At 52.2% G+C, this 13,942-nt stretch carries 13 protein-coding genes and 5 pseudogenes; 16 read left to right on the forward strand and 2 right to left on the reverse strand.

Going from position 1 to position 13,942, the window contains the following annotated elements; genetic code table 11:
• Window positions 1-4: 4 nt before the first annotated feature.
• Both KHQ23_RS19845 and KHQ23_RS19850 read right to left on the reverse strand, forming a co-directional pair.
• Window positions 5-544, reverse strand: a complete 540-nt coding sequence (locus KHQ23_RS19845) for a DUF2058 domain-containing protein (RefSeq protein ID WP_002910652.1) — start codon at window positions 542-544, stop codon at window positions 5-7.
• Window positions 545-658: 114 nt separating this feature from the next.
• Window positions 659-988 carry a gamma-glutamylcyclotransferase family protein gene (locus KHQ23_RS19850; RefSeq protein WP_002910650.1) on the reverse strand — a complete coding sequence of 110 codons (330 nt, stop codon included), beginning with the start codon at window positions 986-988 and terminating at the stop codon, window positions 659-661.
• Window positions 989-1,100: 112 nt separating this feature from the next.
• On the opposite strand from KHQ23_RS19850, the gene KHQ23_RS26550 reads away from it, so the two are divergent.
• From KHQ23_RS26550 to KHQ23_RS19915, 16 genes and pseudogenes are all read left to right on the forward strand, one after another.
• The gene (locus KHQ23_RS26550) at window positions 1,101-1,319 is read left to right on the forward strand and encodes a hypothetical protein (protein WP_306173430.1); all 219 of its coding nucleotides are present in this window, start codon (window positions 1,101-1,103) and stop codon (window positions 1,317-1,319) included.
• Window positions 1,320-1,556: 237 nt separating this feature from the next.
• Window positions 1,557-2,897 carry a type VI secretion system baseplate subunit TssK gene (gene tssK / locus KHQ23_RS19855; protein ID WP_004200314.1) on the forward strand — a complete coding sequence of 447 codons (1,341 nt, stop codon included), beginning with the start codon at window positions 1,557-1,559 and terminating at the stop codon, window positions 2,895-2,897.
• Entirely contained in the window at window positions 2,894-3,547 is a 654-nt protein-coding gene (tssL, locus tag KHQ23_RS19860) for a type VI secretion system protein TssL, short form (protein ID WP_004891113.1), read from the forward strand. The genes tssK and tssL overlap by 4 nt, the downstream gene beginning before the upstream one ends.
• Before the next feature lie 3 nt (window positions 3,548-3,550).
• On the forward strand, window positions 3,551-5,248 hold the full coding sequence (locus KHQ23_RS19865; RefSeq protein WP_032434763.1) for an OmpA family protein: 1,698 nt from the start codon (window positions 3,551-3,553) through the stop codon (window positions 5,246-5,248).
• Window positions 5,249-5,431: 183 nt separating this feature from the next.
• Window positions 5,432-5,556, forward strand: a pseudogene (locus tag KHQ23_RS19870) (hypothetical protein).
• A gap of 150 nt (window positions 5,557-5,706) precedes the next feature.
• On the forward strand, window positions 5,707-8,193 hold the full coding sequence (locus tag KHQ23_RS19875; RefSeq protein WP_032434761.1) for a type VI secretion system Vgr family protein: 2,487 nt from the start codon (window positions 5,707-5,709) through the stop codon (window positions 8,191-8,193).
• A 921-nt stretch (window positions 8,194-9,114) separates the two neighbouring features.
• Window positions 9,115-10,144 (forward strand): annotated as a pseudogene (locus KHQ23_RS19880) (hypothetical protein).
• 248 nt (window positions 10,145-10,392) lie between these two features.
• A pseudogene (locus KHQ23_RS26380) lies at window positions 10,393-10,473 on the forward strand (hypothetical protein); the annotation flags it as partial.
• 141 nt (window positions 10,474-10,614) lie between these two features.
• Window positions 10,615-10,848, forward strand: coding sequence for an SUMF1/EgtB/PvdO family nonheme iron enzyme (locus KHQ23_RS26485; RefSeq protein WP_176357318.1), 234 nt, complete (start codon window positions 10,615-10,617; stop codon window positions 10,846-10,848).
• Window positions 10,812-11,384, forward strand: a complete 573-nt coding sequence (locus KHQ23_RS19890) for an SUMF1/EgtB/PvdO family nonheme iron enzyme (protein ID WP_162896413.1) — start codon at window positions 10,812-10,814, stop codon at window positions 11,382-11,384. Before KHQ23_RS26485 ends, KHQ23_RS19890 begins: the two co-directional genes overlap by 37 nt.
• Window positions 11,385-11,429: 45 nt before the next feature.
• Entirely contained in the window at window positions 11,430-11,546 is a 117-nt protein-coding gene (locus tag KHQ23_RS19895) for a hypothetical protein (RefSeq protein ID WP_004217423.1), read from the forward strand.
• Between the two features lie 21 nt (window positions 11,547-11,567).
• A complete protein-coding gene (locus KHQ23_RS19900) occupies window positions 11,568-12,461 on the forward strand; it encodes an SUMF1/EgtB/PvdO family nonheme iron enzyme (protein WP_029884249.1) in 894 nt (297 codons plus the stop codon).
• A gap of 162 nt (window positions 12,462-12,623) precedes the next feature.
• The gene (locus KHQ23_RS26385; protein WP_109208470.1) at window positions 12,624-12,938 is read left to right on the forward strand and encodes a DUF6392 family protein; all 315 of its coding nucleotides are present in this window, start codon (window positions 12,624-12,626) and stop codon (window positions 12,936-12,938) included.
• A pseudogene (locus KHQ23_RS26555) lies at window positions 12,935-13,116 on the forward strand (DUF6392 family protein). Before KHQ23_RS26385 ends, KHQ23_RS26555 begins: the two are co-directional and overlap by 4 nt.
• 10 nt (window positions 13,117-13,126) lie before the next feature.
• Window positions 13,127-13,375 (forward strand): annotated as a pseudogene (locus tag KHQ23_RS26495) (DUF6392 family protein); the annotation flags it as partial.
• A gap of 307 nt (window positions 13,376-13,682) precedes the next feature.
• The coding region (locus KHQ23_RS19915) for a PAAR domain-containing protein (protein WP_211777056.1) at window positions 13,683-13,942 on the forward strand (260 nt) is incomplete at its 3' end.

Consider the following 13,942-nt stretch of genomic DNA (forward strand, 5'->3'; position numbering starts at 1 on the left):
GGGGTTACCACATCAGATCGTCGGGTACCTTAAAGTCGGCGTACGGATCGTCTTCATCCTGCTCATCCTGACTCAGGGCGCTGTGCAACACGATGCTGCTGGCGTCGCGCTGGGCTATTTTCTCAGCCACTACCGCCGGAATAATCGCATATTCACCTTCGGGCTTGTTATCCACCGCCAGGCGGGCAATCGCCAGACGGCCGTTAATCAGCTGGGTCTGGGTGGGCTTGTCGACCATGATTTTTTTGATCAGATTATTATCGGTAAAGTTAAAGCCGATATCGCCCCGGGCGACCGTAATGCGGTTCATCTCGATCAGCTGCTTCACCTGGGCTTTATACTCTTTCGCCAGCACCGCCTGCTTTTGCTGCTCGCTAAGCTGTTTATCACGCTCCAGCTGGGCTTTTTTATTTTCTTCCACCGCTTCCCGGGCCTCACGGGCCTGAACGCGGGATTTTTTCGCCGTCCTCTGGACTTTAGCCATTTTTTTGCTGCTGACCAGGCCGGCTTTGAGCATCTGCTCTTGTAAGGTGAGTTTTGTCATCTGCGTGTCTGAAACTGAGGAAACATCTGGCAAGTATACCTGCATTGGCAGAAACGACGCCAGACTCGCGATCGCGCTGGGCTGCTGTACCATGCCGCGCAGCGCGGCGGGGGATTACCCCCGGGGCTGAAGCTGATAAATCCAGGCGCTGATCTGCTGTCCATCGTCGGTGGTCACTTCCACCGGCACCCGATCGTACCCTTCCTCAAAGTCGTCCAGCATGGGCCAGTGCGCCGCCAGCCGATCGGACAGGAACAGATAGCCGTTGACCCGTGGGCCGTGAGCGTCGAGGACGATCCCCGGGAAATCGGCGGCTGCGCCCCAGCCGCGCGCGTAAAAGGTGCCGGTGACGTAGCCGGGACGCCACTCGCCCCCGATCGCCTCCAGAATATGCGCATTGCTGCGACCGGGACAGAGCGTCCCATAGACAAATAGTGGTTTCATTTTCTCTCTCTCGTTCGCCCTGACACCCGCCCACAGCGGAGCGGGAAACCAAAATACGGGGTAATGCAGCGCCTGGCAATGGCCGGGTGGGGCGGGGCGCTCCTCCGGGTATCTGGCAGTTGCCGGGGGAGATTCTGGACTCAGCGCTACTGAGGGTATATCGATTGCGGTGATATTTTTATTATTATTTATATTTAAGGTAAATATAAATATTCCTGACGGAGGGATTAATTCGCTAATTAATATTCAACAGGGAAATAATAAAAGGGTCGCTTATGGAATATTCCTTCTACATGTGATGACCGAGAGCAATAAAGCTACCTTGGGTTGAATTCAGATATTATTTAGGGCCAGGCGTTACCTCCCCCTGACTCTTTCGCTTTATGATAAACATCCCTTGACCAAAAAATATCATCTGACTTCGAAACTCTCGCGGGCAGGGGAGATATTTCCTTTCCCTGAAGCGGCAGGTAATAAATCCAGCCGAACACACGGCGGATGAGGGATATCCGTCCGGGCATTTGGTCCTGTCTGCAGACCAATGAAAGTGAAAGGCACAGGAGGTGCAATGAAGATTTTCCGCCCATTATGGCGCGACGGGGCTTTTCTGGTCCCGCAGCAGTTTCAGCAACAGGCCCGCTGGGACGCGCACGTCGCCGATACGGTCTCCCGCATGGCTCTCGCCCACCCGTGGGGGGTATTGCGCGCGGAGTTTGACGCGAGCGCGCTCACCCTTTCCCGGCTCAACGCTACCCGGCTGATCGTGCGTTTCGCCGACGGAACGCTGATTGACACCGAGCTGGCGGATATTTTGCCACCGGTCCGCGATGTATCGGACGTGATGCAGGACAGCGTGGAGGTTCTGCTCGCTCTGCCGCTGCTCAGCGCCAGCGGCGGCAATCTTGATGACGGCCAGGAGAGCGCCCGCCCGCGCCGCTGGCGCGCCGAGCAGGTGACCGTCCAGGAGCTGGCCGGCCATGAACGCAGCGAGCTGGCCGTTCTGCGGCACGCGCTAACGCTGCGTCTCTCCACCGAGGAAAATGCAGCCTTTCTCACCTGCCCGGTAGCGCGTCTGGTGCGCGACGCCCAGGGGCAGTGGATCGTTGACCCGGAATTCATCCCGCCGCTGCTGTCGCTGGCGGCAAGCCCGACGCTGGTCAGCGAGCTGGGCGAGCTGTTACATCGCCTGCAGGCCCGACGCAGACGCCTGATGGCCATGCGTCGTGAAAGCAATGCGCGGATGGCTGATTTTGCCGTGGCGGATGTTTCCCTGTTCTGGCTGCTCAACGCGCTGAACAGCGCTGAACCGGTGCTCAGCGAGCTGCATCAGGACCCTTCGCGCCATCCGGAGCTGCTCTATCGCGAACTGGCCAGGCTGGCCGGCAGTCTGCTGACTTTCTCCCTTGAACATCATCTGGAAGCAATCCCCCGCTACCGGCATGCCTCGCCAGAGCAGGTATTCCCGCCGCTGTTTGCCCTGCTGGATACGCTGCTCGAAGTCAGCCTGCCCTCAAGGGTGATCGCCATCGTTCTGGAGCAGGGCGCCGACCGGGAGATCTGGCGGGGCAGGCTGCACGATGCGCGGCTGCGCGAGGGGGCGGATTTTTATCTGTCGGTGCGCTCTTCACTCCCCCCTCACCAGCTACAGAGCCGCTTTCCGCAGCTCTGTAAGGCGGGTAGCCATGATGATGTCGCCGAGGTCGTCAATATTGCCCTTAGCGGCATCGCGATCAAACCGCTGAGCCATGTGCCGGCGGCCATTCCGCTACGTCTGGAAAACCAATATTTCGCTCTGGATCTCTCCACCGATGCCGCCCGCGCGATGCTGGAGGCCGGCAACTGCACCTTCTATACCCCGGAATCGCTTGGCGACGTGAAACTTGAACTCTTTGCGGTACTGCGCTCATGAATACCTCTGAAAGCGATCTGATCAACAAAACTTTTTACCCGGGCTGGCTGATGGTCAGCCAGTTACGCTGCGGCCAGCCGGTGACAGATGGCGAGGCGCTCTATCGCCAGGCCTGTCGATGGGTGACCGAGGCGCGCGAGGCGCTGACGGCGGGGGGAGTCAGTGAAGCCAGCGCTGAGCAGATGCTCTATGCCTACTGCGCGCTGCTCGATGAGAGCGTCCTCAACCGCGCCAGTCAGGATGATGGCTACCGCAGGTGGCGCAAGGATCCGCTGCAGGCGCGCTTTTTCAGCACTCTCAACGCCGGGGAAGAGCTCTGGGAACGGATCCGCCAGCTGCTGCGAGAGCCCACGGCGGATGCGGCAGTGCTGACCTGCTTCTTTCGTACTTTACAGCTGGGATTTGTCGGACAGTACCGCGCCGAGGATGACGAACGGCGTGAGGACGTGGCGCAAGCGCTTGGCGCGCGGGTCCCGCCGTTCAGCCTGACCCAGGAGGCGCCGGTGGTGGTTCGTGCCTCCCGGCTGCGCAGCGGACGGCGGATGTACTGGTGCGGCTGGGCGGCTGGCATTGTGGCGCTGGCGGCGCTGTGGTTGACCTGCTCCGCCATGCTGTCACAGATGGTGGCGCAGATAGCAGGGCAGGGATAAGAGATGCGTGATAACGCTCGTCGTCTGCTTACGATACTGACCGTCATCCTGGCCCTGTGGCTAGTGCTGGGCTTCTGGCCGCTGTCCATCGGCAACCAGGTGATCTTCAGTCTGTGCATCCTGCTGGCGGGCGGCGCGGCGCTCTGGCGTCAGCGTCGCCGGGCAGTCAGCCGTCAGCGATCGGAAATCGTCCTGCCGCCCGAGGATTTTCAGGGGGCGGTGGTTCTGGTCTGCGGGGATACCGACGGTCTGTTTCCCGGGCGTTCGGCGCACGGCGAAACCCGTCACGGCTGGTATCTCCGGGGTGACAGCGCGGAGCAATTGCCGCGGCTGGCGCAGTACCTGGCGGCGGCGCGTCCGGCGCTGGTATCGCAGGTTTCCGTGCTGCTGGCGGTGGTACCGGAGCACCACCCCTCCGGGGAGCATCTGGCGCAGTCGCTGCGCGACTGGCGGCGGAGTATCGTTCAGTGCCGAACCTGGCTAAACGGTCTGCCGCCGGTGTGGAGCGTGTTCTGGGTGACGCCGCCAGGCGGCCAGGCCGTGGAAAGCCGCTGGTTTACCGTCACGCCGGAGAGGCCTGGTCTCCAGGTGCAGCAGAAGGGACAAGCGCCCCAGTCGGTTGCCGGGTGGCAGCGGGAGGGCAGCCCTGCCTCACGCCTGCATCAGACGCTGTGGCTGGAGAGCATTCTGACCTTGGCCGAAAACGCTCTTTTCCGGCCATTCCGCGCCCGGCAGGCGGAACTTCCTCCGCTGAACCTGTGTGCCGCGGGCATCTGCCTGACACCGGTAGCGGCGGTGGCGAACAACCTCTGGCAACAGCAAATCGCCGCGATCACCACGCTCTCCCCGGGCAACGACGCGGCGCCAGGTCCTCACCCGCTGCCGGATCTTCTTCTGTCGTCACTGCCGCACCGCCACGGGGTCAGCCGTCGGATGCGCGATGCCGGTCTTGCCGCTGGCGTGGGCTTCCTCTTTCTGGCGCTGGCGATGCTGGCTTCCTTTATCAACAACCAGCGCCTGGTGCGTAGCGTCGGCGATCATCTGGCGGTGTACCACCGCCTCAGCGGCACGCCGCCGACGCCGAAGCTGCAGGCGCAGCAGCGTCTGCGTGCCGACAGCCGCCTGCTGGATGACTGGTTGCGCCGGGGGGAGCCGCTGCGTTATCGGCTGGGGCTGTATCAGGGGGGGCGACTGATCCCCTTCGTTGAAGCCGCTATCAATGACTGGGCGCCGCCCCCGCCGCCGCGTCCGGTCATTAAGCAGGTTGTGCAGGGGCCGCAGACGATCCGCCTCGATAGCATGGCGCTGTTCGATACCGGCAAATCGGCGCTGAAACCGGGTTCGACAAAGCTGCTGGTGAACTCGCTGCTGGGCATTAAGGCGAAACCCGGCTGGCTGATCGTGGTGGCAGGCCATACCGACAGCATCGGCAACGATAAATCCAATCAACAACTCTCCCTGAAGCGTGCCGAGGCGGTCCGCGACTGGATGCGCGATACCGGCGATGTGCCGGAGAGCTGTTTTGCGGTGCAGGGCTACGGCGCAAGTCGTCCTGTCGCCAGCAACGAGACGCCAGAGGGGCGGGCGCAAAATCGCCGGGTGGAGATCAGTCTGGTCCCGCAGAAGGACGCCTGTCTGACGCCGGGCACGGCCAATACCTCAGGAGCAGAGACTAACGGATTAAAAAGCGAAACCGAGTAATCAGCGACCCCGATCGCGGAGGTTGAACAACAATCTGCCTGCCTGACCTTGTGCGCTACGGGTCCCTGATAAACAGGAAACAGCGATGGGCGGTAGCGTGCCTGCAGCCAGTCAATCTTGTCGGCTAAGCGAAGCCTCTGCGGGGATGAAGCTCGGGAAAGGGGATGGATAAAGGAGATCATTATGGATAGCGCTAAAGACAGTGCCAGAGAAATGCTGGCGGCGATAAACGTTGAAGGCTCCGGTTTCTGGCTGCTTTTTTTATTTCTCAGTCAGTGAATATAAATATCCCTGGGGTTACCTTTTAGTTACGAAACTCCTGGTGGGGTATCTGATATATCGATATGCACATAAATATATTTATGATGAATGAGATGATTATCATTAAACAAAATTAAACAGGGCGTCCTGTGAATTGATTTTTGATAGTCATTACAGCGGAGTAAAACAGGAATATAATGGATACCTCTTCAATAATTACCGGCACCACCCTTAACCGTTACCAGCTGGGTATTCCTTCATGTACCGCATCGCTGGATGTGGAAGAATTCAGTGGGGCAGAAAAACTGAGTGAACTTTATTATTACACTATTACGTTTACCAGCGCAGAGAAAAATATTGATGCCGCACAGCTCCTGAGCAAACCCGCCATGCTGACGATGGGCGGCGGCGCACTGCAGCAGCTGGCGGACTGCAAACGCGTCCATGGTGTGATTACCACCTTCCGGCGCGTCAATCGTTCTGAAGATCAGTCGACCTATCAGATAACCCTCCAGCCGTTTCTCTCCCTGCTAGATAAACAGTTTCGCAGCCATCGTTTTTTCGTCAACAAATCGGTACCGGAGGTGGTGGAGCAGGTATTGCAGGAACATCACCTGCATGACTGGGAGTATGAGTTTAATCTCAAGCAACACTATCCACGGCGCGAGCAAATTAATCAGTATCAGGAGAGCGACCTGGCGTTTATCCAGCGCCTGCTGGCAGAGGTGGGGATATTTTATTTCTTCACCCTGCAGGAAGAGGCCCAGAGCGAAGTGGTCCATTTCGCCGACGCGCAGCGGGCGCTGATGTTCGATAAAACACTTCCTGTAAACAGCCCGTCCGGGATGAGCGACAGCGGTACGGAATCGATATGGGGTCTGAGCATCACCCACAATGTCGTAGAGGCGAACGTCACTACCCGGGATTATAACCCCCGCGATGCGCAGAGCGTTCTCCAGTCGGCAACAGCGGATATGACCCGGGGAAATGGTGAAGGCCTCACTTACGGTGAGGTATACCACTATAAGCTTCGCCACCGGGAGCGTGGCGATAAAATCGACCCGCAGACGGAGACCGCCAACTTTTATGCCCGCCTCGACCATGAGCGTTTTCTGGCTCACCAGACGCTTATTACCGCGAGCAGTACTGCAGCCTGGCTGGCGCCGGCCCAGGTGCTGACCGTTACCGACAGCCTGCCGTCGACCCTGCCTGCGCCCGTACAGGATCCGCTGTTAATCACCGGCACCGGTTTTACCACCAGCCGCCGGGAGGCGCTGCGGGTGTCCCTGCTGGCGGTGCCCTACAGCGAAACATTGTGCTGGCGTCCGCCGCTGCTGCCGCGCCCGAAGGTGACTGGCACCATGACGGCGCGGGTGACCAGCGCGAAAGCGAATGATATCTACGCCTGGCAGGATGCGTCCGGCCTGTACCGGGTGAAATTTGACCCTGACAGAGATGAGAAAGGGCAGGGTCAGGAAAGCATGCCGGTGCGTCTCGCCAAACCCTACGGCGGCGACGTGTACGGCTTTCACTTCCCGCTGATCCAGGGCACGGAGGTGGCGATTGCTTTCCACGAAGGCGACCCTGACCGGCCGTATATTGCGCATGCGCTGCACGACTCGCGGCATGTCGATCCTGTGACGGAGAAAAACAGCACCCGCAATGTGATTCGTACTCCGGCCAATAATAAGCTGCGAATGGAGGATAAGCGCGGCGAGGAGCATATCAAGCTCAGCACCGATTACGGCGGCAAGACGCAGCTGAACCTGGGGCATAACGTGAATGCGCAAAGGGAGTTGCGGGGCGAGGGTGCGGAACTGCGTACGGATAAATGGGTGAGCATCCGGGGCGGTGCGGGAGTGTTTATCAGTGCGGATAAACAGCCTTCGGCAGGCGACAGGATGCTGGCAATGGAGGAGGCGATTGCGCAGCTTGAAAATGCCCTGGGTATTGCGAAAAGCCTGGCGTCGGCAGCGGAATCGGCTCAGGCCCTGCCATCGGATACCGGCAACCAGCAGACGCTGAACGATGCGCTGAAAGAGCTGGCGCAGCCGGGGATAGTGCTGAATGCGCCGCAGGGCGTGAGCATCAGCAGTCCGCAGGCGGTACGGTTGTCTTCGGGTAGCGCCAGCGTGGGGATTGTGTCACAGCAGAATACGGACATTAGTGCGCTGAAACGTTTTACGGTGGCGGCGGGAGAAGCCGTCAGCCTGCTGGCGCGAAAGGCGGGGATGAAGCTGTTTGCGGCGAAGGGAAAGATTGAAATCCAGGCGCAGGATGATGCGCTGGAGGCGACGGCGAAAAAGGATATCACCGTGACCAGCGTGGAAGGGCGAGTGGAAATCACGGCGGCGGAGGAACTGGTGGTGAATTGTGCGGGAGCGTATATCAGGCTAAGTGGTGGCAATATCGAGCTGGGCTGCCCTGGGAATATTCTGCTGAAATCGGCCAATGTGCAGAAAATGGGCGCAGCTGATTATGATGCAAACAAACCTGAGCTTCCCGTCGGTTTCAGTGAGTTTTTTACTGCAAAAGATGAAGAGTCCGGGGAGATTTTACCTTTTACCCGGTACAGGATAACAACCGGTGAAGGTAAAGTATTTGAAGGCAGGACCGATGCGGAAGGTAAAACTGTTGCAGTTTATACTGCCCTGCCTGATGCCCTGCATATAGAATTACTTTAAAGAATGAAGGAATAGCATATGGCTACCGGAGAAGAGAAAAGTAAAACATCGGTACAAGGGACGGGAACGGTTGTAAAAGGAAAATATGGCGCAGAATGTTATTTTCACCCAGGTAGCGCAACATTGCTTTTTCTGGAGGCTTCAGATACTAAAATTATCGAACAGGAGCATGATTTTCTGTCTGGCTTGCTTGAAACTCAGAAACAGGCGCAAAAAAATCTTGATGATATTAATTTTGAAGCAATCACTCAGGCAGGCAGAGTGCCAGCAAGAAAATTTGAAAGTGAAATCACTAAAGCCTATGAAGCCTTAAACAAAGCAAATCAGGCTTTGCGGAAAGAGCTTATGTCACTAACAGCGAATCCTCCGGAGGGGGAATTGCTTAATGATAAAATGAAAGATACTGCCATTGGTATAATGGAACTTATTCCGCTTAAAAATAACACAGTGAAAGGATTCAAGAAAACTTATGTGCGTTCCGATAAAATAAAACACCAGTGGCGAACATATAAGCTCAGCGAAGTTGATAAAGAAAGTGGTGAAGCCAGTTTCATAAAATATAAAAATAAAACTATTGTTTCTCAGGATGCGAATGGTAATCAGGTTAATAAAACCATACGTCAGGGAAAAATAGATACAGCAGAACTAAAAAAACAACTAAGTAACGTACCTGTTTCACTGAAATTCGATCTTGTTGACGATACGAATGCTATTGTCAGTCACTGGGCAGAGGAAATGAACAAATCTCTGACCTCGCCAAAGGGGGATGGTAAAGTCGATGAATCTGTTTATCACCAGTATGTTGATATCAGCGCGCAGGCTCAACTGATGCGCTACAGCCATGGAGCGGGTGCATCAGCGGAATATAATCCGTCAGAAAAAAAACTTGAGGGAAAAATTGAAGGTCATGCCAGTTTTGCACTGGGGGAGGCGAAGGCCGAAACGGCCCTGTACCTGCCGGACAGGTTAGGTGTCAGCCTTTTATTTCCGGCGAAAAAAGTGACTCCACAGACACCGGATGGTGTCTGTAATATGGGAGCGCTGCGTTTTGCCATGAAACTGGTATTGTCAGGTAGCGTAGGTGCCAGTGCTGCAATTGAATTAGGGGTGACAGTAGACTGGAGTGGAGAAATGGGAAAGGGCTATGGCATTAAAGGCCATCCTGCAACCCTGACTGCCCCACCGTTACCAGGACAGCAGCAGGTGAATTTAAAGACCTCAACGATACCTGAAGCACAGGGGGGAGGTGAAATTGGTGTTTTTGTTGGTGCTCAGGCGGGAGGTAATATCAGTGGTGCCATTGAGTGGTTTGACCCGCATCCTGATGATACGCCAGTAGCTATAGGTGTTGAGAAAGATAACAAACCCCTTGTCAATAAAGAGAAGAAGTTTGCCGCGATAGCCAAACTGGAAGCGGGGATGACGGTGCAGGCAGGCGCTGGGGGAAGTGGGGTTTTTTATATCACCTATATTCAGGGACGTTTTCGTATTTACTGTAAAGCGGCTTTATGTTGGGGAGTGGGAGCCAAAGGGGAAGTCGGTTTTGAAGTTGATGGCAGCAGTTTTGCGGCTTTTATGAAGAGTTTTATGTTTATGCTAAGGAATGTGGATTATCAGAAGCTTGAGCAGATGATGGCAGGAGATGCCTTCCGTTCTTTATGTGCAATTCCTATTATTATGGCGGCACAAGGGATACAGGCGGGTGAGGCCATGCTAAAGAATATGGGAATAATATTACGACGAATTGAAACCGATCTTGAAGATGAAAATAAGCGCGTTCATCTGATGAATAGTATTTTGTCAAACCCCGACCAGCTTAAATATACCCCTCCGGAAACAAAAGGGGCAGTGATTGCCACATTAATTGATCAGAACTGGGTGGACTGGCTTGACCCTCGCAATCAGAATAATGATTTTTTTTCCGTTAACAGCTGGAAGCTCGGTCCTCTAAAGAGGCGAAAACAAGCGGTGTTTATGGCGCTGAAGTGGATACAAAGTCAGGCAGATTATAACAATGTCATGCAGCATTTGACGTTGTCGCCAGGGGAGAAGAAAGGTAATAAAGAACTAAATGAAAAAGATGTGATTAACTTTTTAGGTATCGGGGAACAAAAATTGTTTTTCTATACCAATTATGGCGAAAAGCTCACCTTACTGCATAATAACCTCCCGGTTTTTGTTGACCCGGATGAGCCATTTAAACCCATACCTGACATCCTGATGTCAGAATATCTTGCCATGATCGACGACCAGCACCCGACGGGTACAATGACTGCCTGATGCAATGGCTGAGGTGATAAGATGAGAAAATTAATCGTAGTTGCTTCCGTTGCTGCCGGTTTACTGACAGGGTGCGATCAGGGAAATACCACCGGGAGTGAAAAAGCAGCTAAAGCACTTGTGGATAAATCGGTTTCTAATATGGTCCCCGTTCAGGGTGGTGAGTTTTTAATGGGTGACTTTGGTCCATTAGTTGGTGAAAAATTACCTTTCAGCATACAACAGGATGATAAAACTTTACATAAGGTTATTTTAAGTGATTTTTCGATATCAAAATATAAAGTCACTAACGATGATTTTAATGTTTATTTGAAAGTAACAGATAAAAAAATCCACCTGTGGATATACTGGCAAAACGTCATCCTTCTCTGCTAAAGGGGGATTATCCTGCAGGTGTTATCTGGCAACAGGCAAAAGATTATTGTCAGTGGTTAGGTATAAAATCCGGTAAAAAAATTGATTTGCCGACAGAGGCACAATGGGAGTTTGCAGCAAGATCCAGAGGTCAGTATCTTCCGTTTGCTACTAACAATGGTGAGTTTTCACCAGGAAAAAATGTCCCAAGCCAGGATGAACTGAATAAATACACTGACGGGATGGGGCTTCCCATTTATCCAGTAGGTAAATACCCATCAAATCCCTTAGGGCTGTATGATATGGGATTGAGTGGTTCAGAATGGACCAATGACTGGTATGCAGCAGATTATTACTCCAACTCTGCGGTAAAGAATCCTCAGGGACCAGAGCAAGGGACCGAGAAAGTGTTGCGTGGGAATGTTGGTGGCGACAGACAGTACGCATTGACTATGTTTAGACAATCTGCTTCACCACTCCCAGAAGAAGTTGATGGTGACTATGAAAAATATGGTGTTGGTCCGCAGTATGTTTTCCGTTGCGTCATCAATAAATAATGTCGTTTGGTGGTGACATATATCATTTTAACCGGAGCAACAGTGTTGAATGAATGTTCCAATAAACCGGAGAGACTATTTAAACCTGTCCCGGATAGCCTGATGTCAGAATATCTTGCCATGATCGACGACCAGCACCCGACGGGGACAATGACTGCCTGATGCAAAGGCTTAGGTGATAAGATGAGAAAATTAATCGTAGTTGCTACTGTTGCCGCCAGTTTACTGCTCGGGTGCGACCAGAAGAGTACTGGCAAGCGTGAAACCTTGTCTGAAGCGCTTGTTGCTAAGTCGCTTTCTAACATGGTTCCCGTTAAGGGCGGCGAGTTCTTAATGGGGGATTTTGGCCCATTAGTCGGTGAAAAACTGCCTTTCAGCATAAACCAGGATGATAAGGTATTACATAAGGTTGTGTTAAGTGATTTTTTACTATCAAAATATAAGGTTAGCAATAAGAATTATAGAGAGTATTCAAAACTTACTAATAAAAGAGCACTGCCGGTAGGTCCATTTATGAAAAATCATCCATCTTTATTATCCGATGATTATTCAGCAAATGTGACCTGGCAACAGGCAAAAGACTATTGTCAGTGGTTAGGTAAGGAGTTCGGTAAAAAAATTGATTTGCCGACAGAGGCGCAATGGGAGTATGCAGCAAGATCCAGAGGGCAGTATCTTCCGTTTGCTACCAACAATGGTGAGCTTTTACCCGGGGAAAATTTCCCGAACCAGGACGAACTGGATAGTTATACTGATGGTATTGGGCTTCCTTTTTATCCATTAGGGAAGTTCCCGCCAAACCCCTTAGGTCTGTATGATATGGGACTCAGTGGCTCTGAATGGACCAATGACTGGTATGCAGCAGATTATTACTCTCATTCTCCGGTAAACGATCCTCAGGGCCCTGCGCAGGGTACTAAAAAAGTCCTGCGCGGGAATGTTGGCGGCGACAGACAGTACGCTTTAACCATGTTCAGACAATCAGATCTGCCGGTGCCAAAGATTAGTAAAGACGATGACTATGAAAAATATGGTGTTGGTCCGCAGTATGTATTTCGTTGTGTCGTTAATAAATAATGTGTGATGCTATATCTTATTTTAAAAAATCGGTGGCGTTCAACATATAAGGTTTTTTTCTAATGGATGGTAAAATCATGTACAGTAGTGAAATTATTTCATCGTCATCAACGATGATTGTCAACGGAAAAGGTGGTGCTCATTAAAAATCTGAAAGAAGAAATGTTAAGGTTTGAAGATGAAGCCAAAACTGACTGGCTGTTTCCTAATCCTATGCCGTTTGGTCTGGAACGAGTTATGATTCACCAGTGGGTGCGGGCTTATCTAGGATTTCCGATGGTTTACGTTGAAGCAAAAATTGTTATGACTGCTTATAGGGGGGAAGAGATATATACCTTACCTATACCTCATCAAAATAGTTCTGTCGGATTTACCTATAACAAGGATTTATTTTCAGAAACCGTGACTTTTTATCCACTGGAGCGAGCAAAGGAGATTCATATTGCGCTGGAGAAAAAGCGACTTGGTGGCAAATGAATATTGATATCGAACACTTGTGAAGCAATTAGGTAAACCTTATCAGGATATTTATGAACAAGGTTTAATTCCCTACAAAACAAAACCAACGATTACTGTTAGTGATGATATTTTCAGGCTGGATATGAGGCGAGAAAGAATATTTTCATCTTTTATAAATAACCAGAAAAAATCTTGAGGAAGTGACTTTGCGGTTAGAAGATGAAAATAAAACGGCTTGGTTATTTCCTAATCCGCTGCCTTTTAGTCTTGAACCAGTAATGACGCAGCGATGGATGCGCGAACGCTTTGGATTTCCCATAGGTTATGGCGAACGCAAAATGATAGGGAGCAATAGTCGTCATATTAGCGAGGTATACCCACTGTTGCCACCTAATCAGAAAATGTCTGTTTTATTTGCTTATAATTCTGATTATTTTGTTGTTAGTGTATTTTTTTATTGTATAGAGCATGCAATAGTAATTAAGGCGATTTTCGCGAGTATAAGGTCGTCTGGCAATTGGCGTTCGAAGTGAAAAATTATTAATGTAGGGGATATCACCTGGGGGAAGAAGTATGTATTAAGTAAAGAGAGGCGTGCAGATATTCCAGATATTATTTTATGTTTATTATTCTTCCTTTGACAGGAGTCGCCGGTTTTTATCTGTTATTAAATGTTATTGCCTCACTCTTTAGGTTGAAATAGATGCGATTGAGTATTCTAATTAATAATTACTGTATCGCTGATATATAAAAGGAAATTCAATGTCCAAAGGTTTTGTATTACTCGGCGATAAAACCACGCACGGCGGTGCTGTTATTTCCGCATCCTCCACCATGATTGTAAATGGAAAGCCCGTAGCGCTGGTGGGGGATAAAGTCAGCTGCCCGATTCCGGGACATGGCACTAATGCCATTATTGAGGGAGCGCCGGAATGGTCTTCCGATGGTAAAGCCATCGTGGTCGATGGCTGCAAATGTCAGTGCGGTTGCCAGGTGATTTCCGGCGCGCCGGAATGCGCGAT

The sequence above is a fragment of the Klebsiella sp. 64 genome (assembly GCF_018223915.1).
GTDB lineage: Bacteria > Pseudomonadota > Gammaproteobacteria > Enterobacterales > Enterobacteriaceae > Klebsiella > Klebsiella pneumoniae.